The 19,122-nt window shown below is 63.2% G+C and carries 29 protein-coding genes; 20 read left to right on the top strand and 9 right to left on the bottom strand.

What is annotated here, in order from left to right; all coding sequences use genetic code 11:
• The 20 genes from ACSFB7_RS29185 to ACSFB7_RS29090 all read left to right on the top strand — a co-directional run.
• On the top strand, positions 1 to 431 hold a 431-nt coding region (locus tag ACSFB7_RS29185; protein WP_435475816.1), incomplete at its 5' end, for a YdhT family protein.
• Positions 428 to 919 (top strand): hypothetical protein, encoded by a 492-nt coding sequence (locus tag ACSFB7_RS29180; RefSeq protein ID WP_435475815.1) that lies wholly within the window; start codon positions 428 to 430, stop codon positions 917 to 919. The genes ACSFB7_RS29185 and ACSFB7_RS29180, both read left to right, overlap by 4 nt.
• The gene (locus ACSFB7_RS29175) at positions 916 to 1,077 is read left to right on the top strand and encodes a type 2 periplasmic-binding domain-containing protein (RefSeq protein WP_435475814.1); all 162 of its coding nucleotides are present in this window, start codon (positions 916 to 918) and stop codon (positions 1,075 to 1,077) included. The genes ACSFB7_RS29180 and ACSFB7_RS29175 overlap by 4 nt, the downstream gene beginning before the upstream one ends.
• The gene (locus ACSFB7_RS29170; protein WP_435475813.1) at positions 1,074 to 1,295 is read left to right on the top strand and encodes a hypothetical protein; all 222 of its coding nucleotides are present in this window, start codon (positions 1,074 to 1,076) and stop codon (positions 1,293 to 1,295) included. Before ACSFB7_RS29175 ends, ACSFB7_RS29170 begins: the two co-directional genes overlap by 4 nt.
• Entirely contained in the window at positions 1,292 to 1,609 is a 318-nt protein-coding gene (locus tag ACSFB7_RS29165; protein WP_435475812.1) for a hypothetical protein, read from the top strand. Before ACSFB7_RS29170 ends, ACSFB7_RS29165 begins: the two co-directional genes overlap by 4 nt.
• Before the next feature lie 214 nt (positions 1,610 to 1,823).
• Positions 1,824 to 2,015 carry a hypothetical protein gene (locus tag ACSFB7_RS29160; RefSeq protein ID WP_435475811.1) on the top strand — a complete coding sequence of 64 codons (192 nt, stop codon included), beginning with the start codon at positions 1,824 to 1,826 and terminating at the stop codon, positions 2,013 to 2,015.
• 3 nt (positions 2,016 to 2,018) lie between these two features.
• On the top strand, positions 2,019 to 2,192 hold the full coding sequence (locus ACSFB7_RS29155; RefSeq protein WP_435475810.1) for a hypothetical protein: 174 nt from the start codon (positions 2,019 to 2,021) through the stop codon (positions 2,190 to 2,192).
• 125 nt (positions 2,193 to 2,317) lie between these two features.
• The gene (locus tag ACSFB7_RS29150) at positions 2,318 to 3,106 is read left to right on the top strand and encodes an ERF family protein (RefSeq protein WP_435475809.1); all 789 of its coding nucleotides are present in this window, start codon (positions 2,318 to 2,320) and stop codon (positions 3,104 to 3,106) included.
• Positions 3,099 to 3,764 (top strand): hypothetical protein, encoded by a 666-nt coding sequence (locus ACSFB7_RS29145; RefSeq protein ID WP_435475808.1) that lies wholly within the window; start codon positions 3,099 to 3,101, stop codon positions 3,762 to 3,764. Before ACSFB7_RS29150 ends, ACSFB7_RS29145 begins: the two co-directional genes overlap by 8 nt.
• A gap of 8 nt (positions 3,765 to 3,772) precedes the next feature.
• Positions 3,773 to 4,558: a hypothetical protein gene (locus tag ACSFB7_RS29140; protein ID WP_435475807.1), complete on the top strand. Its 786-nt coding sequence runs from the start codon at positions 3,773 to 3,775 to the stop codon at positions 4,556 to 4,558.
• Positions 4,555 to 5,265, top strand: coding sequence for a phosphoadenosine phosphosulfate reductase domain-containing protein (locus ACSFB7_RS29135; protein ID WP_435475806.1), 711 nt, complete (start codon positions 4,555 to 4,557; stop codon positions 5,263 to 5,265). The genes ACSFB7_RS29140 and ACSFB7_RS29135 overlap by 4 nt, the downstream gene beginning before the upstream one ends.
• On the top strand, positions 5,262 to 5,588 hold the full coding sequence (locus ACSFB7_RS29130) for a hypothetical protein (protein WP_435475805.1): 327 nt from the start codon (positions 5,262 to 5,264) through the stop codon (positions 5,586 to 5,588). Before ACSFB7_RS29135 ends, ACSFB7_RS29130 begins: the two co-directional genes overlap by 4 nt.
• On the top strand, positions 5,588 to 6,115 hold the full coding sequence (locus ACSFB7_RS29125; protein ID WP_435475804.1) for a hypothetical protein: 528 nt from the start codon (positions 5,588 to 5,590) through the stop codon (positions 6,113 to 6,115). Before ACSFB7_RS29130 ends, ACSFB7_RS29125 begins: the two co-directional genes overlap by 1 nt.
• Complete coding sequence (locus tag ACSFB7_RS29120; RefSeq protein ID WP_435475803.1) at positions 6,112 to 6,852, top strand: DNA cytosine methyltransferase; 741 nt, start codon at positions 6,112 to 6,114, stop codon at positions 6,850 to 6,852. The genes ACSFB7_RS29125 and ACSFB7_RS29120 overlap by 4 nt, the downstream gene beginning before the upstream one ends.
• Complete coding sequence (locus ACSFB7_RS29115; protein ID WP_435475802.1) at positions 6,852 to 7,193, top strand: hypothetical protein; 342 nt, start codon at positions 6,852 to 6,854, stop codon at positions 7,191 to 7,193. Before ACSFB7_RS29120 ends, ACSFB7_RS29115 begins: the two co-directional genes overlap by 1 nt.
• Entirely contained in the window at positions 7,190 to 7,516 is a 327-nt protein-coding gene (locus ACSFB7_RS29110) for a hypothetical protein (RefSeq protein WP_435475801.1), read from the top strand. The genes ACSFB7_RS29115 and ACSFB7_RS29110 overlap by 4 nt, the downstream gene beginning before the upstream one ends.
• The gene (locus ACSFB7_RS29105) at positions 7,506 to 7,859 is read left to right on the top strand and encodes a hypothetical protein (RefSeq protein WP_435475800.1); all 354 of its coding nucleotides are present in this window, start codon (positions 7,506 to 7,508) and stop codon (positions 7,857 to 7,859) included. The genes ACSFB7_RS29110 and ACSFB7_RS29105 overlap by 11 nt, the downstream gene beginning before the upstream one ends.
• 5 nt (positions 7,860 to 7,864) lie before the next feature.
• On the top strand, positions 7,865 to 8,125 hold the full coding sequence (locus ACSFB7_RS29100) for a helix-turn-helix domain-containing protein (RefSeq protein WP_435475799.1): 261 nt from the start codon (positions 7,865 to 7,867) through the stop codon (positions 8,123 to 8,125).
• A 123-nt stretch (positions 8,126 to 8,248) separates the two neighbouring features.
• Positions 8,249 to 9,034, top strand: coding sequence for an exodeoxyribonuclease III (gene xth / locus ACSFB7_RS29095; protein ID WP_435475798.1), 786 nt, complete (start codon positions 8,249 to 8,251; stop codon positions 9,032 to 9,034).
• 4 nt (positions 9,035 to 9,038) lie between these two features.
• Positions 9,039 to 9,602 carry a hypothetical protein gene (locus ACSFB7_RS29090; protein WP_435475797.1) on the top strand — a complete coding sequence of 188 codons (564 nt, stop codon included), beginning with the start codon at positions 9,039 to 9,041 and terminating at the stop codon, positions 9,600 to 9,602.
• 20 nt (positions 9,603 to 9,622) lie between these two features.
• Here the strand turns inward: ACSFB7_RS29090 and ntrC are convergent, their stop codons facing one another.
• From ntrC to ACSFB7_RS29045, 9 genes are all read right to left on the bottom strand, one after another.
• Positions 9,623 to 11,173 carry a nitrogen regulation protein NR(I) gene (ntrC, locus tag ACSFB7_RS29085; RefSeq protein ID WP_435475796.1) on the bottom strand — a complete coding sequence of 517 codons (1,551 nt, stop codon included), beginning with the start codon at positions 11,171 to 11,173 and terminating at the stop codon, positions 9,623 to 9,625.
• Positions 11,174 to 11,197: 24 nt separating this feature from the next.
• Positions 11,198 to 12,277: a nitrogen regulation protein NR(II) gene (glnL, locus tag ACSFB7_RS29080; RefSeq protein WP_435475795.1), complete on the bottom strand. Its 1,080-nt coding sequence runs from the start codon at positions 12,275 to 12,277 to the stop codon at positions 11,198 to 11,200.
• A gap of 23 nt (positions 12,278 to 12,300) precedes the next feature.
• Complete coding sequence (locus ACSFB7_RS29075; RefSeq protein WP_435475794.1) at positions 12,301 to 12,816, bottom strand: hypothetical protein; 516 nt, start codon at positions 12,814 to 12,816, stop codon at positions 12,301 to 12,303.
• Between the two features lie 143 nt (positions 12,817 to 12,959).
• Positions 12,960 to 14,375: a type I glutamate--ammonia ligase gene (glnA, locus tag ACSFB7_RS29070; RefSeq protein WP_187108704.1), complete on the bottom strand. Its 1,416-nt coding sequence runs from the start codon at positions 14,373 to 14,375 to the stop codon at positions 12,960 to 12,962.
• Between the two features lie 146 nt (positions 14,376 to 14,521).
• Positions 14,522 to 15,322: a competence/damage-inducible protein A gene (locus ACSFB7_RS29065; protein WP_435475793.1), complete on the bottom strand. Its 801-nt coding sequence runs from the start codon at positions 15,320 to 15,322 to the stop codon at positions 14,522 to 14,524.
• The gene (locus ACSFB7_RS29060) at positions 15,319 to 16,197 is read right to left on the bottom strand and encodes an EI24 domain-containing protein (protein ID WP_435475792.1); all 879 of its coding nucleotides are present in this window, start codon (positions 16,195 to 16,197) and stop codon (positions 15,319 to 15,321) included. The genes ACSFB7_RS29065 and ACSFB7_RS29060 overlap by 4 nt, the downstream gene beginning before the upstream one ends.
• Before the next feature lie 50 nt (positions 16,198 to 16,247).
• On the bottom strand, positions 16,248 to 17,222 hold the full coding sequence (locus ACSFB7_RS29055) for a sterol desaturase family protein (protein WP_435475791.1): 975 nt from the start codon (positions 17,220 to 17,222) through the stop codon (positions 16,248 to 16,250).
• Positions 17,223 to 17,231: 9 nt separating this feature from the next.
• Complete coding sequence (locus ACSFB7_RS29050; RefSeq protein ID WP_435475790.1) at positions 17,232 to 18,041, bottom strand: polysaccharide deacetylase family protein; 810 nt, start codon at positions 18,039 to 18,041, stop codon at positions 17,232 to 17,234.
• Positions 18,025 to 19,041, bottom strand: coding sequence for a YncE family protein (locus tag ACSFB7_RS29045; protein ID WP_435475789.1), 1,017 nt, complete (start codon positions 19,039 to 19,041; stop codon positions 18,025 to 18,027). The genes ACSFB7_RS29050 and ACSFB7_RS29045 overlap by 17 nt, the downstream gene beginning before the upstream one ends.
• Positions 19,042 to 19,122: the final 81 nt, after the last annotated feature.

The raw sequence follows: 19,122 nt of genomic DNA, 5'->3' as shown, positions 1-19,122 counted from the left end.
AGCTCGCTGCATCGGGCGACTCCAGCCAGCTCGCTGCATCGGGCGACTCCAGCCAGCTCGCTGCATCGGGCCACTCCAGCAAGCTCGCTGCATCGGGCAACTACAGCCAGCTCGCTGCATCGGGCCACTCCAGCAAGCTCGCTGCATCGGGCAACTACAGCCAGCTCGCTGCATCGGGCCACTCCAGCAAGCTCGCTGCATCGGGCAACTACAGCCAGCTCGCTGCATCGGGCAAGTCATCGATTATTGTAGCTGCGGCGACGAACTGCACGGCCAAGGCTGGCGAACTTGGGTGCATCTCACTCCCTCGCTGGGTCGAAGCTGAAAAGCGCTTCCGCATGAGCGTGGCCTACGTGGGCGAAGACGGCATCAAGGCCGATGTGTTCTACCGCCTGGACGATGACGGGAAGTTCGTAGAGGCCTCGGCATGACCTACCTCTTCTCCCCTCAATCCGAAGTGCCGGCGCTTGTGGTCATTCGCCCGAGGCCAGTGCAAGAGCTCAAGGCTGAGTTGGAAGCCTTCGAGCCGTTCGGCTGGCGCTTCGGTCGGAATGCTTTGACGCCTGTTGGTCAACGCGCTGCAGAGCAGAACCTGCTGAACGATCACGACCGCGCCGAGCGCAAGCTGGCGTACCTCGTGGCGCTGAAGGAAACGACCGATGCCGAGTGGCGCTACGAGATGGCCTCGGGCGAGTACTACCGCGACGGCCGCCGGCAGATTCAGCGCCTGTGGGACATGCAGGTCGAGCTGGACCCGTCGGGTGACGTGTGGCGCTCCATCGTGCCCAAGGGCTTCGCGATTCCCGGACCTCGCCTCCCAGGCATCGCATGCAGCCAGTGCGGGCAGGGCTTCGGCCGCGGCCACTCAGGCTTCTCGCATTGCGCTGACCACGCGCACCTGACGGCGGTTGCATCGTGAGCGCGCAACGTAAGCGATTCCTGCGCCGTGAGCTTGCCCGCTTCGAGCGCGAAGCTGCATTCAACCGCAAGCACTACAGCGAAGCTGAGGCTACCTGTTGGGTCGCTCTCGCCGACGATTGCCGTGCCGCAATCGCCAAAGAAGGCGGTGCTGTATGAGCATGAACTACATCCGCGAGACCTACCGCGTTCCTGCAGAGGTTGGTGGTCGCATCGAATACACGGGCGCCGAAGCAGCGCAGCTTGGAACGATCAAGGGCGCCAAGGGGGCGCACTTGGAAATCCACCTCGACGGTGACACGGCAGCGCGTCGATTTCACCCGACGTGGAAGCTGCGGTACTTGGACGACGCCAACGCCACCGGGAGCGCGACATGAGCGCCGTACCGTCAAACATCGCCCCACGCTTCTTGGCGAGCGAACTCAACCCGGGCATTCGCCGCGACCGCCTGTTCCTGATGCGCTCTGAACGCGAACGCATCTTCAACTTCGGCGGCATGTCGAACCAGGAGCTGCTGGACGAACTGAACTTCTTGCTGTCTCGCTGTGACCAGCGCGACGAGAAGCAAGGGCCGATCCGCGAACAGCTTTGCGAAATTTGCTGCGACCTGGAGGAAGACGAACCCGATGCGGATGCCTTCCGTCGCTATCCCGGTCCTGCAACGCTGGATGGAAAGGTGGATCGGCCATGACTTCTCAGATCACACCCTCATACATGGGTGAAGCATGGTTCGCCTTGCTGCAAAGCGCTTGCCGTGTTCGCCGTCGCTGCGCAGTGGCTGAACTGTTGGGCGTAAGCCCTGTCACTGTCAGCCAAGTGCTGAACGCCAGCGGCAAGTACGGCGCCGGCACAGCCAGCACTAGCCGTGTCGCTCGTCGCGTTCTCGACACCTTCGGGACCGCGCCATGAACCGCCTCATCTCCGACCACGCCAAGGGCATCGCAGGCGCCCTGTTCGTCATCGCTCTGTACGCCGTTGGCGAGCGCTTCGACGGCCCCTCCGAATCTGAAGCTGCTCAAGCAGTGGCAGATATCTCTCAAGAACGCGCTGCGGAGTTCGCGGCGATCAATAGACGCGCCCTTGTGGCGAAGGAGTGAATCATGGGCAACATGAGCTATTGCCGGTTCCAGAACACGTTGGCCGACCTGCGCGATTGCTGGGAAAACCTCGACGCTGAAAACCTCAGCGAAGACGAAACGAAAGCACGACGCCGCCTCATCAAGCTATGCGTGTTGATCGCTGAAGACTACAGAGACGAAGTGGAGGCCTCATGAACAACGACCTCTACAGCCCCATTGGCGACGACGAGCCCGCATCGTGGGTTGGCAACCTGCTGATTGCTGTTGCTGCCGTTGCCCTCGCCTCTTCGGTTTACTTCCTCTTTCGCTGAAAGATCGTCATGCAACCCGCTACTGAAGACACTATTGACCTGCTCGACGTGACGCCCAAAGCGCATAGCACGCCAGCCCTTCAGCCCTCGCGCGAAGTCTCGGCTCCTGCCGTAGCTGGTCCGATGGGAAATGCTCTCGCTTTCATCCAGGCGGGCGGCACTATGGACCAACTGCGCGACATGCTGGCGCTGCAGAAGGAATGGGAGGCCAGTGAAGCCCTCAAGGCCTACAACGTCGCGTTCTCGGACTTCAAGGCCGAAGCGGTGCGCGTCCTCAAGGGCAAGGATGTTACAGACGGGCCACTCAAGGGCAAGAGTTACGCCGAGTTGCATGGCGTGGTCGATGCGGTCACCCCAGCGCTTTCTAGGCACGGTCTCAGCGCCTCTTGGAAGGTGACACGCGACGAGCCGCAGTGGATCGAGGTTACGTGCACGCTCAAGCATGTACTCGGACACTCTGAATCCGTGTCGATGGGTGGTCCGCCTGATGCAGGAGGCGCCAAGAACGCCATCCAGTCACGCGCAAGTACGGTCAGCTATCTGCAGCGCTACACGCTCAAGGCGGTATGTGGTGTGGCTGAAGGCGGCGATGACAACGACGGCAACGGCGGCGTGCAGTCCATGCGCCGTGAGCTGTGGGCAGACAAAGCCGCCGCCGCGAAAACGGCCAAAGATCTTCAAGATGTTCGGCGCGACGGAACAAAGGCGTTTCAAGATGCCAAGGACCGCGATGGTTACTTGTCATTCGCCACAGCAGTGAAGACACGTGCGGCCGATCTGGAGGCTGAGCATGCTTGACTTCAAGTTCCGCTGCTCTGCCATCGGCAAGCTGATGACCGAGCCAAAGACCCAGAAGGAAGGTCCTCTTTCGGTTGGCGCCAAGACCTACATTCGCGAGCTTGCCGCGCAGGAAATCTTCAGCGTGGAATTCGACTTCTCCAGCAAGGAGACCACCAAGGGCATTGAGGTCGAAGGCGAAAGCATCGAACTTCTCAACCGGGTTCGCGGCCTGACTCTTGAGAAAAACAACGAACGGCGCTCGAACGACTTCATTACCGGCGAGTGCGACCTGTACGACACCGATCGCAAGCGCGGCCATGACCTGAAATCGTCTTGGTCCATCAAGACATTCCCCATCTCCACAACTGACTGCGAAGACAAGCTCTACGAATGGCAGATGCGTGGGTATATGGCCCTCTGGGGCGCTGAAGAATGGGAAGTGAACTACGCACTAATTGACACGCCCGAGCAGCTCATCGGATTTGATCCGCTCGCCCTTCACGTTGTCAGTCACATTCCTGAGCACCTGAGGCTAACCAGTTGGACCATCCGGCGCAATCCTGAGAAGGAGACCGCAATGTTCCAGAAGGTGATGCACGCCCGCGCCTACATGGCTGAGGTGATCGCCGAGTTCGACCGCTCGCATTCGGTCGCTGAACTTCTTCAAGCTGCCTGAGGCCCACCATGACCGACCACCAGATCTGCGACGCCTGCGAATGTGTCGCCCATTGCAGCAAGCGGGGGTGCATTCCAATTTCCCAGGGCGCCCCTCAGGCCAGCAGCAAGGGCGGCGAGGCGGTGGCGCAAGCCTTTGATGCCTTCCTGTGCCGTGCATGGGGAGAGACCGACCTCCCAAGTGCTGAGCTGGTCGCGGACTGGGAGGGCGTGCGGCGCTTCATGGTCCGTGAATGGCTCGGCGAAGAGGATGACGAAGTACTTCTGCAGATCAGAGATGACTTCGCCCAACACGAGGAAGACATGGGCACCAATGGCGGCCCGCTCTCCGTCGCGTTTGAGATCGGCGGTGTAAGCATCGAGCGGGTTTGCGGTTTCGCCGCCAAGGATGGCGCTGTCGGTCATGAGCAGGCCGGCGCCGTGGCGCTTCTCGCGCAGGCGCGTTACTTCGTTGGTAGCTTTGCACTGAAAAACCCTCGCTTCGAGCACAACGGTGCGATGCAAGACCCCAGCGGCTCCCATGCCTTGCTTGCGCAGATTGATGCGCTGCTCGCTGCACCCACTGTCGCCCCCATCGAGCAGGCCGGGGCGGTGGCGATCATCAGCGGCGAGCCAGCGACGGCGCATTCGTTGTTAGCTGCCCTCATCGACATCAACGACGATGCGCAGAACAACGCGCCTGAGCATCGCTGCTATGTGGATGGCGCTTGGGGTGAATGCTTGAGCGAGGCGCGATCATTCCTCGCCGCACCCAGTGCCGCTATCGCTGCGCGCGTGCAGGAGGACAAGTCGTGAGCGAAGGCAAGCATGTCGTCGGTCTATCTGGCGGCAAGGACAGCACGGCGCTTGCGTTGTGGCTGGTCGAGAACGAGCCGCGCGAATACGAGTTCATCTGCAACCGCACCGGCAACGAACTGCCTCCGATGGTCGCCCACTGGGAGCGGCTGGAACGCATCCTCGGCCAGCCGATCAAGCCGGTGACGCACACGACCGACTTGCTCGGCCTGATCGAAGAGCAGCAGATGCTCCCGAACTTTCGCGCCAGGTGGTGCACGCGCATTCTCAAGATCGAGCCGACGATTGCCTACATGGAGTCGCTGCCTGACGACAGCACGCTCTACGTGGGACTGCGTGCCGATGAGGAAATGCGCCGGGGCATCTACGGCGAGGACATGCTGATCCGTTTCCCGCTGCGTGAACAGGGGTTCACCGAGGCTGACGTTTGGCGCCACCTCGACAAGATGGGCGTCACCATCCCCCAGCGCACCGATTGCGCGTGGTGCTATCACCAGCGCATCGAAGAATGGAAAGACCTGTGGGAGCAGTACCCGGAGGTCTACGCGGAGGGCGTTGCCGTCGAAAAGAAGATGGGCCACACCTTCCGTTCGCCCGGCCGTGACACATGGCCCTCCGACCTCGAATCTCTCGGCAGAGAGTTCGCCAGCGGTCGCCAACTTCGCAAAACCAACCGGAGCACCGCTTGCCGCGTGTGTCGCCTATGAGCCTGACCGACAAAGAAATCAATGCCGCTGCCGTCCAAGGTGCCGGCGAATCCACGGGCGACTTCGTGGCTGGTGTGCACTGGGCCATTGCCGCCCTCGCATCTCGCGAGGAAGCACCACCACCCCAGCAGAGCGCAAGCACCAAGGGGCCAGCACTCAGCGACGCTGCCATTGATGACGTGATCCAGATCGTGCGCAACGTGTACGGAGGCTGGCCCGACCATGCGAACCGCGTGCATGCCGAAGTGCGGGCCAGGGCGCGCGTATCGATCCTTGCCGCCCTCACCGCCGCACAGCCTGCCGATGGCAAGGGAGCGCTGTGATGGGTGACTTCAACATACTGGTCAGTACAGCATTCGGACAGCATCGCGCCAAGGAAATCCCGCCGAGTGCAGCGCCCGCATGGTGGCACTTCCTCTCAGGGTGGAATGCTTGTGAAGCTGCTGCGCTCCAAGAGGCATCCACGCACGCAGCGCCAGAACTCAGCACGGCTTCGAGGCCTGAGGCGGTGACGGCAACTACGCTGGCTGAACAGCATGGCGCGATGTTCCAGTCTGGAGGTGGCGTGTGCTTCAAGGCCGCCGACTGGCAATCGTTCTGTGCCGCCCTCGCCGCTCGCGCTGCACCAGGGCAGGCTCTGACGGGCATAGCTGGCGACTGGTACTGCGAATCGCACCCTGAGCATCTGATGGGCCATGACGGGTGCGCCGGCGCGGGGGTCATTGAATCAGCCCGCATTCCAATGTTCGTTGCGCTACTGAAGTCTGCGCGCCAAAAGGCGCGAGAGGCTGAGCAGTTCCGAGACGATGTAGTCGCGCGCGTTCGGAATGGCAAGAAGGAGGCACAGTGAATGAGCTGGAGCTTTTCGCCGGCGCTGGTGGCGGCATTCTCGGAAGCATGTTGCTTGGACACCGAACCGTCTGTGCAGTCGAATACAACGCCTATGCCAGATCAGTTCTATTGGCCCGACAAGCCGACGGAACATTCCCGCATTTCCCGATTTGGGATGACGTGCGCACCTTTGACGGGCGACCGTGGCGAAGCATTGTTGACGTGGTTTCGGGAGGCTTCCCGTGCCAGGACGTCAGCGCCGCGGGGGGGGGCGATGGTCTCGACGGAGAGCGTTCCGGCCTCTGGTCGGAAATGGCTCGGGTCATTCGCGAAGTTCGACCCCGATTCGTGCGCGTGGAAAACTCTCCAATGCTCACTTCTAGAGGACTCGGAAGAGTACTTGGAGACTTGGCCGCAATGGGGTTCGATGCGGAATGGGGAGTGCTCTCTGCGGCCGACGCCGGCGCACCTCACCTGCGAGAGCGTCTCTGGATGGTCGCGGAACTGGCCGACGCCAGTAGCGAGCATGCACAAGTGCAGCTCACTGAATGCGCTCACCAGGAAAGACGGCCGCAGCAGGGAGAACGACAGGCTGGACCACGCCATCTTTGCCACCCACGGTGGCCATCTGAATCCGGAATGGACCGAATTGCTGATGGGGTGGCCCATCGGTCTCACCGACTTAAAGCCATTGGCAACGGGCAGGTTAGCCGAGTGGCAGCAGCAGCATGGCAAATCTTGACGGAGGCTACATGATGCCCACCCCAACCCCAATCGATCCCATCCGCGAGGCTCTGCCAGTGGTGGCTTGGGCCTACTACGACGGAGAGCGTGAGAGCTTTCCATCTGGGCCTTGGGCAACCTTGTGTCGCTCTACGCTGTTGTCATTCAACCAACAGGAACATTCCCGAAACGAAACGCCCCTCTGCCGCCTCTCCGACGCCGAAGCAGCCCTCAAGGCGAAGGACACGGAGATTGAGGCGCTGAAGGCCGTGATGCATGACGTCTTGACGGACAGCATCGACCCAGAGGGTGAATCGTTTCTGTCCGACGCGCTCTATTCGCGAGCGCATGCCGTCCTGAAGGAGCCCTCATGAGCACCATTCGCGATGAGTTTGAGGCGCTGCTGCCAGAGCCTGCCTATCGAATCACTTCCAAGATGGGCGACTTCATCGGCTTTCGGGCCCAGAACTTCGACAACAAGAAGGGCGATGGCTTCTACACCGCCGACCAGATGCGCGCAATATTCGACGCTGCCACAGAGCGCGCAGCAAAGCTGTGCGAAGAGCGGGCGGACGCACTGTCGAAACAATGGCGTCAGGGACGCAAGACCAGCACACATCTTGAAGGCCTGTCCGATGGCGCCTTTGACTGTGCCGCTGCCATAAGGGCCAAGGGAGGGGATGCAAATGGACGATAGAGCACTACTTGAAGCGGCGGCGAAGGCTGCTGGAATATCGGGCATTCGGTCGAGGCTGGATGACCCAATGCACAGAGATTTCCTGATCTCCGACAGTGCTCGCAATCCTGGCCAAAAATCTGGTCCATGGAACCCGCTGACCGACGACGGCGACGCGCTGCGGCTGGCGGTGAAACTCAAGTTCAAGGTCACGGTGTGCAACGCAATCGTGATGGTCGAAAGCCACTGGCCTTACCCTGACATCGGAGAAACGTTCGATGACGACGGGCTTGTCGCCACACGCCGTGCAATCGTCCGCGCCGCAGCTCAGACCGGGCTTAGCGAGAGGGAGGCGGCGGGATGACTTCCATGCTCACCATCTTGCCGTCGTCGACCGCGCGCGCCTTCGCGCCAGCATCCAACCAATTCAACACCATGACCAATCAACCCTGCATGGCATTCCAGGTCAACCGCGTGGCGCAGATGCTCGACGTCTCGCGCTCAACGGTGTACCGGCTTGTTCGTGACAAGCACCTCACCTTGGTGAAGGTCGGCAAGCGCGGCAGCCGCATCACGGCGGAGAGTGTTTCAGAACTTCTCAAGGCTCGAGAATCGACCGAGGACAGCTAGGATGATCAAGTGCCGGACCCCGTTTGAAGCCCTTGTATTTTGGGTAGCTAGGCGGGTAGCCAGGGTAGCTTTCCAGCCAGACCAATCTCCTAAGCACTTGATTTTAAACAGTATTTTTCCCACATGAAAATAGCAACTTGGAACGTCAACTCCCTCACCGCCCGGCTGCAGCATGTGCTCGACTGGCTGGCTGCCAACCCGGTCGACGTGCTCTGCCTGCAAGAGCTGAAGATGACCGACGACAAGTTCCCGCTCGACGTGCTCAAGGCCGCGGGCTATGAAGCTGCCGTGTTCGGCCAGAAAACCTACAACGGCGTGGCCATCCTGAGCCGCGCGCCGGTGCGCGACGTGGTGAAGAACATCGGCGGCTTCACGGACGAGCAGTCGCGCGTGATCGCTGCCACGGTCGATACGCCAGCGGGCCCGCTGCGCGTGGTCAACGGCTACTTCGTGAACGGCCAGGAGCCGGGCTCGGACAAGTTCGAATACAAGATGAAGTGGCTGGACGCCTTGCGCGAATGGCTGCGCCAGGAACTGGTGACGCATCCGAACCTCGTGCTGCTGGGCGACTTCAACATCGTGCTGGAAGACCGCGACAGCTTCGACCCCGTGGGCCTGAAGGAAACCATCCACCACACGACCGAAGAGCGCAACCATTTCAAGGCGCTGCTCGACCTGGGTCTGAAAGACAGCTTTCGCATGTTCGAGCAACCCGAGAAGAGCTTCTCGTGGTGGGACTACCGCATGCTGGGCTACCAGAAGAACCGCGGGCTGCGCATCGACCACATCCTCGTGAGCGACCCGCTGGTGCCGCGCGTGAAGGGCTGCGTGATCGATCGCGTGCCGCGCAAATGGGAAAAGCCGAGCGACCATGCGCCGGTGGTGCTCGACCTCGACCAAGGCGCCTGAGCCGATGACTGCGCATGCAGCCGCCTCGCATGCCGCTGCTGGCCTTCCAAGGGCACTTCGAGCGCTTGCGGTCGCCGTCGCGGCCTTCGCAGCCTTCGCGATGGCCGGCTGCTCGCTGCTGAAGCCGGCGGACAAGACGGAGGACGGCAAGCCCGTCGCGACAACGCCCGCCGACGAGGCCTCACCGGGCAGCCGCGACGTGCCGACCGTGCGGCTGATCACCGCGCAGACGCCCGCCGTGCGGGCCTATCGCAAGCTCGGCGCGCGCCACATCTACAGCAAGTACGCCAACCGCATCTACAAGGGCAAGATCCCGCCGCTGGTCTATGCGGTGGTGGTGGTCGAGACCGACCTCGACGCAAACGGCAATGTCGTGAACGTGGCCTTCAGCCGGGTGCCAAGCCATGCGCCGGAAGTGCCGCCGATGATTGCCGAGCTGATCAAGGCCACGTCGCCGCTGCCCTCTCCGGGCAAGCTCGGCAGTCACACGTATGTCGACACATGGCTCTGGGACAAGAGCGGGAAGTTCCAGATCGACTCCATCACCCTGGGCCAGCGCAGCAAATAAAAAAGGCCCCGTCGGGGCCTTTACTCGATACCCAGTTCCTGGATTTTTCGGGTGATGGTGTTGCGGCCGATGCCGAGCTTTTGTGCGGCTTCGATGCGCCGGCCGCGTGTGTTGGTCAGCGCGGTAAGGATCAACCTGGATTCGAAGCGGCGCGAGAGCACGTCCCACACGTCGGTGCGGCCTGCCGCGAGCAAGGCTTGGGCTTCGACTTCGAGGCCGGCCTCCCAACTGCTCACACCGCTTGGGGTGCTTTCGGCAGTTGCGGGCGTGGCAGTGGTCGTTGCTACCGGGTCATGCTCCGCGCCGTACGCAACAGAGGCCATGGGCTGCAGCGTTGTCGTTGCTGCTGCAATTGCGGCTTCGGCTGCATGCCCGTCCACTGCGGCCGTCGCAGCACTGGCCACGGCCATCACTTCGGGAGGCAGGTCCTTGGTCTCGATCAGCTGCGCCGGCGCCATCACGGTCAGCCAATGGCAGATGTTCTCCAGCTGGCGCACATTGCCCGGAAAACCGAAGGTCGCGAGCTTGGCCAGCGCCGCTTCGGAGATCCGCTTGGGCTCGACGCCGAGCTGCCGTGCGCTCACCTGCAGGAAGTGGCGCGTGAGCGCGGGCACGTCTTCGCCGCGTTCGCGCAGTGCCGGCAGGCGCAGACGGATCACGTTGAGGCGGTGGAACAAGTCTTCGCGGAAACCGCCGAGCTTGACGCGCTGCTCCAGGTCCTGGTGGGTGGCCGCGATCACGCGCACATTGGCCTTGACCGAGTTGTGGCCGCCCACGCGGTAGAAATGCCCATCGCTCAGCACGCGCAGCAGTCGCGTCTGCAGATCGAAGGGCATGTCGCCGATTTCGTCGAGGAACAGCGTGCCGCCTTCGGCCTGCTCGAAGCGGCCGCGCCGCATGGTCTGCGCGCCGGTGAAGGCGCCGCGCTCGTGGCCGAAGAGTTCGCTCTCCAGCAGATCCTTCGGAATGGCTGCGGTGTTGATGGCCACGAACGGGCCGTTGGTGCGCGGCGAATGCTTGTGCAGCGCACGCGCCACCAGCTCCTTGCCCGAGCCCGATTCGCCGGTGATGAGCACCGTCACATTGCTCTGCGAGAGCCGGCCGATGGCGCGGAACACGTCCTGCATGGCGGGCGCCTGGCCCAGCATTTCGGGCGCCGCGACCATGCGCTCTTCGGCCACCTCTTCGCGCTGGCTTTCGTCGACCGCGCGGCGGATCAGCTCGACCGCACGCGGCAGGTCGAAAGGCTTGGGGAGGTATTCGAAGGCGCCGCCCTGGAAGGCCGACACGGCACTGTCGAGGTCGGAGAACGCCGTCATGATGATGACCGGCAGGCCGGGGTGCTTGGCCTTGATCTTGTCGAGCAGGTCGAGCCCCGAGCCACCCGGCATGCGGATGTCGCTCACCAGGACCTGGGGGCCTTGCTGTTCGTCGTCGTCGGCCTGTTCGAGTGCTGCGAGCACCTCGCGCGTGTTGGTGAAGCTGCGCGTGGGCAAGTCTTCGCGCAGCAGAGCCTTCTCGAGCACGAAGCGAATCGATTGGTCGTCATCAACTATCCAGATCGGCTTCATGCATCTCCTTGTTGCCGTGCTGCGCTAGGGCAGCGGTATCAGTATCTTGAAATCAGTCCGGCCCGGGACGCTGTCGCACTCGATCACGCCGTGATGCTGTTGCACAAAAGTTTGCGCAAGCGTCAACCCCAGCCCTGTCCCGCCTTCCCTGCCCGAGACGAGCGGATAGAAGATGCGGTCCTTGATCGTGTCCGGCACACCCGGTCCATTGTCGATGACATGCAATTCCAGTGCCAGTCGATACCACTGCTTGTTGAAGATGACCTGGCGGGCCACGCGGGTCTTGAAAGTGATCTGCGCGTCACCGGCCGCGCGCCGCTCCGTCAGGGCCTGCGCGGCGTTGTGAACGATGTTGAGGGTGGCCTGGATCAGTTGCTCGCGGTCGCCGCGAAACTCGGGAATGGACACGTCGAAGTCGCGCTCGATGTGCAGGTCGCGCGGAAATTCCGCAAGGATGACCGAGCGCACGCGTTCGCAGACTTCGTGGATGTTGACGTCGCCCACCACGTGCGGACGGCGGTGTGGCGCCAACAGCCGGTCGACCAGCGTCTGCAGCCGGTCGGCCTCGTGGATGATGACCTGGGTGTATTCGATGAGGTCGCGCGACTCGACCTCCATCTGCAGCAACTGCGCCGCGCCGCGAATGCCGCCGAGCGGGTTCTTGATCTCGTGCGCGAGGTTGCGGATGAGTTCCTTGTTGGCCTGCGCCTGGTCGATGAGGCGCTCTTCGCGGTCTTGACGCACCTGCTGTTCGAGCGGCGACATCTCGATGATGAGTTCACCCGCCTTGTCGCCCTGCGCGAGCGTGACCTGCACCGGCATCAGCTCGTGGTTCACGCGGCGAAGAAAGGCCTCGTAGCGCAGCGTGGCGAAGTCGTTGCTGCGTGCGCCGTCAATGGCGGTGCGCAGCACCTGCGGCTCATGAAAGCACGCGCCGAACTGCGAACCTTCGAGCGTGCGGCGCGAGGTGCCCAGCGCGTCTTCGAGCCCTGCATTGGCGAACAACACAGACCCGTCGCTGTTGACCACGGCAATCAGCGTGGACAGCAGGTCGAAGGTCTGAAAGCGCACGTTGGCGCCAACCGCCTTCTTCCCGAATGCCATGTTTTCCTTGCTTGCTTGCTTACTTACTGCGGCTGCTTGACTGGCAGGCGGCCGATTTCACGGCGAATGCCGGCGATGTCGCTTTCGTTGCGTGCCAGCTCGGCCTTCATCTCGGCCACGCGGTCGAGGTACTTCTGGTAGTTGCGGCCTTCACTGCCCTGCTTTTCGGGCTCGCCGTTGTTGTAGTCCTTCTGCAGCTCGGCTTGCCGCGCCTCGGCCTTCTTGAGTTCGGATTCGAGCACCGAGCGGGCCTCGCCGTCGCGGGCGCGCTGGTCGACGCCTTCGACGCGCGGACTGCCTGCGGGTGCACGCGCAGCCGCCGAACCCGAGCCCGACGAACCACCGCCGCCACCGCCCGAAGGCTTGGTGCCCTGCACGACCGTGACGTTGCCGCCTTCCAGAACCTTGCAGCCCTTTTGCTGGGCAATGGTGGCGTTGTTGGTGTACTCGTTGCCGCAACGCCAGACGCGCTCCTGCGCGAACGCGGGCAGCGCAGCAATCAGTGAGCCGGCCAGGAAAATGAGAGGAGCAGTCTTCATGTGTATCGGTGGAGGGCGCAACAAAGGCGCATTTTCATGCAATTCGACGCCATTGGTGACCAGATGTTCCACGCCAAGGAAAAAGGACGGCCGAGGCCGTCCTTTTGTCTTACTTCCCCGTCAGGGGCTCGCCGATCAAGCGATTACAGCGAGTAGTACATGTCGAACTCGACCGGATGGGTCGCCATGCGGAATCGCGTGACTTCCTGCATCTTCAGCTCGATGTATGCGTCGATGTACGCATCGGTGAACACGCCACCCTTGGTCAGGAACGCACGGTCCTTGTCGAGATATTCCAGGGCCTGATCGAGGCTGTGGCACACGGTCGGGATCAGCGCGTCTTCTTCCGGCGGCAGGTGGTACAGGTCCTTGCTGGCGGCTTCGCCCGGATGGATCTTGTTTTCCACGCCATCGAGGCCGGCCATCAGCAGCGCGGCGAAACCGAGGTACGGGTTCATCAGCGGATCGGGGAAGCGTGCTTCGACGCGACGGCCCTTCGGGTTGGCCACGAACGGAATGCGGATCGAGGCCGAGCGGTTCTTGGCCGAGTAGGCCAGCTTCACCGGGGCTTCGAAGCCGGGCACCAGGCGCTTGTAGCTGTTGGTGCCGGGGTTCGTGATGGCGTTCAGGGCACGGGCGTGCTTGATGATGCCGCCGATGTAGTGCAGCGCGAAGTCAGACAGGCCTGCATAGCCGTCGCCTGCGAACAGGTTCTTGCCGTCCTTCCAGACCGACTGGTGCACGTGCATGCCGGAGCCGTTGTCGCCGACGATGGGCTTGGGCATGAAGGTGGCGGTCTTGCCGTAGGCGTGGGCCACGTTGTGGATCACGTACTTCTGCAGCTGGACCCAGTCGGCGCGCTGGACCAGCGTGCTGAACTTGGTGCCCAGTTCCATCTGGCCGGCGTTGGCCACTTCATGGTGATGCACTTCGACCGGAATGCCCAGGGCTTCGAGCACCAGGCACATTTCGGAGCGCATGTCCTGGAAGCTGTCGACCGGGGGAACCGGGAAGTAGCCGCCCTTGACCGCCGGACGGTGGCCGGTGTTGCCGTGTTCGTATTCCTTGTCGGTGTTCCACGAGGCTTCTTCGGAGTCGATCTTCACGAAGCAGCCCGACATGTCGTTCTTCCAGCGAACGCCGTCGAACACGAAGAATTCGGGTTCCGGACCGAAGAAGGCGGTGTCGCCCAGGCCCGAGGCCTTCATGTACGCCTCGGCGCGCTTGGCGAGCGAACGCGGGTCGCGCTCGTAGGCCTTGCCGTCTGCCGGGTCGATCACGTCGCAGGTCAGGATCAGCGTCGTTTCTTCGAAGAAGGGGTCGATGTTGGCGGTGTTCGGGTCGGGCATGAGCTGCATGTCCGAGGCTTCGATTCCCTTCCAACCAGCGATGGACGAGCCGTCGAACGCGTGGCCCGAGGTGAATTTGTCTTCATCGAAGTGCGACACGGGCACGGTCACGTGCTGCTCTTTGCCGCGGGTGTCGGTGAAGCGGAAGTCGACGAACTTGACCTCGTTTTCCTTGACGAGCTTGAGTACATCGGCGACGGTCTTTGCCATCAGTTTCTCCTGAGTTGGATGGTGGTTAGGAATACAGGGACGAGGGATGCAGTTTCTGTGCCATTGTCACCTCACCCCGAGAGGCTTTGGTGACCACTGCATACGCCAAATGGAGGCGGAAATTCACCAACTTGGTGCGATAAACATTAACGCACCAATTCTGGGCCGAGCTTGGCATCAAAGGTGTGCAACCCTTCGATGAGCTGAGCATAGGCGGCATCGAGCCGGCCCGGGTCACCTTTCACGCCCAGCTCGATGTGGCGGCCGTATTCGGGGTGATCGACGCTGGGCAGGCTGAACACCTTGATGCCAGCATGCGTGTCTTCGATGGCCTGCATCAGCGGGGTGAGCGTGGCTTCCATTGCACCGAAAACGATCACCGACTTCTCGGCGACGGCATTGCGGGTGAAAAGCTCGGTGTAACGGCCGTCGAGCACCGACTCGATCATCGGCCAGGCCATCACCGGAAAGCCCGGCACGAAGTGCACGTGCCCGACGCTGAAGCCCGGGATCTTGTTGTACGGGTTGTGGATGAGCGTGGCGCCCTGCGGAAACACGCCCATGTTGAGCCGGTGCACGTTGTCGGCCCTGTCCGGCTCGTAGGGCACGCCCTGCTCTCGCGCCGTGTCCTGCATGCGCTCGCGGATCAGCAGTTCGGCCTCGGGGTGCAGCGCTAGCGGCACGTGCAGCGCCTTGGCTGCGCACTGGCGGGTGTGGTCGTCGGGCGTGGCGCCGATGCCGCCGGTCGAGAAGACGATATCGCCGGAATCAAAAGCACGCTCGAGCGCGGCGGTGATGCGCGCGGGCTCGTCGCCGACGTATTCGGCCCAGCTCAGCTGCAGGCCGCGTGCGGCGAGCAGCTCGATGACCTTGGTCATGTGCTTGTCGGCCCGCTTGCCGGAAAGGATCTCGTCGCCGACGACGATGAGACCGAATGCGCGTGTCATGGTGAACCCCATTGGGAAAGAGCGGCCTTGTCAGCTTCGCCGGCGGCCGCGCCGCTGGCAGCCGAAACCTCGGCCGCTGCACGCTGGGCACGCAGTTGCCCGAGCGCGTCGAGGCAGTAGTGCGCAAACCAGAGTGCTGAGAAGGCAAAAACCAGTGTGTAGATCCAGATGGCGATCGGCACCAGCACGAAGAAAGCGGCGGCGAAGAGCAGCCCCGAAGCCCAGACGATGCTCGGCGCGGCGCCCAGGTAGCCGCACAGCACGCCGATGCACAGCAGCGGCAGCCGGTGCGCGCGCAGCAATGTGGCGCGCTCTTCGGGGCTGGCATGCTCGGCCAGCGCGTCGAAGCTCATCACGCGGTAGGTGAGCCAGCCCCAGATCAGCGGCGGCAATATCAACACGAGCGGTGGAATGAGCCACAGCGGCATCGAGACCACGAGGGCAATCAGCGCCAGGATGGTGACGCCGAGCGAGCGGGCGACACTGCCGAAAAAAGAAGCGCCCTTCTTCTGTTCGAGCGAGGGAAAGCGCCGCTCGGCCGCCAGCTTGGTAAGCGCCGGCGCCATGAAGCCGGCCACGATCAACAGGCAGAGCACCACGATCAGCGGCGTGGCGGCGAACACCACCACCAGCGGCGCCAGCATGGCCTTGACGTCGCTGGAGAAGAGCCGGCCGATCCACGCCCAGAAACTGGCCAGCAGCGGCCAGGCATCGAGCGCGCCGCGCGTCCAGACCACGGCCGCGTCCCAATAGAAATACCCGAGCACCGAGGCCAGCAGGATCATCAGACCCAGTGGCAGCAGCGACAGCACGATCACGCGCGGCAGCATGCAGTAGGCGACCGCGCGCCAGAAGGAGTCGAGGAGCAGGCGCATGAGGGTGCGAGGATAACGCCTCGGACCGGAATTTCAGGGGCTTGTGGCCCTCAACCGCGCCCGACCATTCGCTTCAGGCCCAGCCATTGCTGCGCCCAGAAGCCGCGGCCGTAGTCGCGCACGCGGCCGTTGGCATCGGGCTCGACCTGGTCGCGGATGCCGGTCGGGTCGTAGCGCGCTTCGAAGTTGGCGGTGCCGAACATCATGTCCCACCACGGCAGCAGCACGCCGAAGTTGTGTCCGCCGAGCGTGCTCTTGCCGTTCGACTCATGGCCCAGGCCGATGCTGTGGTGCAGCCGGTGAAAGCGCGGGCTGATCCACAGCCGCTCGCCGATGGCGCCGAAACTCAGGCGCAGGTTGGCGTGCTGCAGGCTTTCGCTGAGCTGCGTGAAGGCGACAAAAGCGATGAACTGCCCCGGCGCCACGCCGATCAGTTGCGCCACGATCACGATGAGCGTGTCGTGAACGATGTCGTCGAGCAGGTGGTTGCGGTCGTCGCTCCACATCGTCATCTGGCGCTGCGAGTGGTGCAGCGAATGCAGGCCCCACCACCAGTTCAACTGGTGCTGGCCGCGATGAATCCAGTAGCCGACGAAGTCGAGCACCACGAGGTAGATGGCGAAGGCCAGCACCGGCACGTCGGTCACGCCGGGCCAGACCTCGTCGAGGTGGAAGGTGCCCCAGCCGGCCGTGCGCAGGCTGCCCATGGCATCGTCGAAGAAGGGCTGCAGCGTGAAGAAGATCGCCAGCCGGAACAGGCCGAGCCGGTGGATCAGCGTGTACAGCACGTCGATGCGAATGGCGTGCCGGTCGACCACCGGCTCCACCGAACGCCAGCGCTGCAGCGGCCCGATGATCGCGATCAGCACCACGATCTGGATGAGGCCGACCAGCAGCCAGCCGGTGGCGTCGAAGGCGTCCTCGGTCCAGCCGCCCAGGCCGATGGCATAGACCAGCGGCTGCACGGCCGCCTCGAAGAACCAGCCTTGCAGCGCGGAAAAAATGTCAGTCAGCCAATCGATCACGGCGCGAACTCAGGGGTGGGATGCGATCCAGGCGCGGAAATCCGGGTGCTGGCGCAGCGTTTGAAAACAGAAGCCCTTGGCCTTCAGGCCGACGATCAGCGGCTCCAGGTTGGCCGGCGCCCACGGGTCCTTGCGCGACCAGATGCCCAGGTGCGCGAGCAGGATGTCGCCGGGGCGGATCGTGTCGAGCGCCTGCGTGAGCAGCTTCGCGTTGCTGAACTTCTCGCTCGGCAACTCGTCGCCGAGGAAGCCGGCGGGCGCCCAGCCCACGTATTCGTAGCCGCAGGACTTGGCGGCGGCCAGCAGTTGGGGCGAAGTCTTGCCGCCCGGCGCACGGTACAGCGGCAGCGGTTTCTTGCTGGTGATGGCCGCCAGCCGGTCGGACGACTTGCGGATGTTGGCGCAGTACTCGGCCGCGCTCCAGGTCGATTCCTTGCCGTCCTGCGGACCGGCCGAGGGCTTGATGCGGAAGCTGGGCGGCGAGCCCTTGACGTCGCCGCGCCAGTAGGCGTGGTCGTAGGTGTGCGAGCCGAACTCGTTGCCTTCGGCCGCCCTCGCCTTCCACCATGGCGCCCAATGGTCGTCGAGGCTGTCGCCGTCGGTCTGGGTGCGCTCGGCGGCGGCGAAGAAGGTGACGCGAACGTCCTGTCGCTTGAGCACATCGGCCACCAGCGGGGCGATGCCCATGTGGCCGGTGTCGAAGGTCAGGTAGACCGGTTTTTCGCAGGAGGCGCCCTGCGCCGCCCAGGCGCCGGGCACCATGGTTCCGGCCAGCAGCAGCGCAAGGGCTGCTGCCCCTTGCCTACGTGCGCTTGCCATGGTCCAGGGTCCAGACGCCGTGCGGCGAACGGCCGACATTGATCTGGCGCACGACCTTCTGGGCAACGAGGTCGACCACCGTGAGCTTCTTGGCCCAGCGCGAAGTGACATACAGCGTCTTGCCGTCGGCCGACACGTCCATGCAGTCGGGGCCGCCCGGCACGGCGTAGGTGGCAACCACCTTCAGCGTCGCCAGGTCGATGCGGCTGATGGTGTTGGCCACGCGGTTGCTCACGAACACCGTCTTGCCGTCGCCGGCCGAGCGGAAGGCATGGGCGCCCTTGCCGGTGGGGATCTTGCCGACCAGCTTGGGCTGCGCGCCTGCCACGTCGAACACCTGCACGCCGTCGCCGCCAGTCAGGCCCACGAGCAGCGTCTTGTCGTTGTGCGTGCCGAAGATGTCGGCCGGCATCGGGCCGGTGGAAGTACGCCACTTGATCGTCTGCGTGGGCAGGTCGACCGCGATCATCTCGTCGCTGTCCTGCATCGTCACGTAGGCGATGGTGCTGGTGTTGTCAATCCAGATGTGGCTGGGCGTCTTGCCGGAAGCGATGCGCTTGGCAAGCTTCAGGTCCTTGCCGTCCCAGCGATAGATGTCGACGTGGTTCAGGCGGTTGCCCGCCGTCACGAACCACTTCATGTCGCGCGAGAACTGCAACTGGTACGGATCGATGATGCCGTAGACCACGCGCTGCACTTCCGCCGTGCGGGGGTTCAGGAAGGTCAGCGAATCGCCCGCCGAATTGGCCACGATGACCGACTTTTCGTCGGGCGTCATATAGATGTGGTGCGGCTCCTTGCCGGTGGCAATGCGCTGCTTTTCCGTCCAGTCGACGGGATTGATCACGCTCACGCTGGCATCCAGCGAATTGAGCACGAAGATCGGGGGTGGTTCGGCCGGCGCGGCGGTGGCGGTGTGTGCCGCCAGGGTTGCGAGCGCCGTCAGGCAGAAAAGCAGGAAGACCGCGATGCGGCCATTCGGTCGGGCAGGAAGTCGCAAGGGAAGGTTCCGAGAGAGAGCTGAAGATCTTAACGGCCGTAGGTTAAGGCTGGCTGACTGCAACAGGAGCCTTTCCACGAC

It is taken from the genome of Variovorax raffinosi, from assembly GCF_051216615.1.
Classification (GTDB): domain Bacteria; phylum Pseudomonadota; class Gammaproteobacteria; order Burkholderiales; family Burkholderiaceae_C; genus Variovorax.
This window is presented reverse-complemented; position numbering and strand designations above follow the sequence as displayed.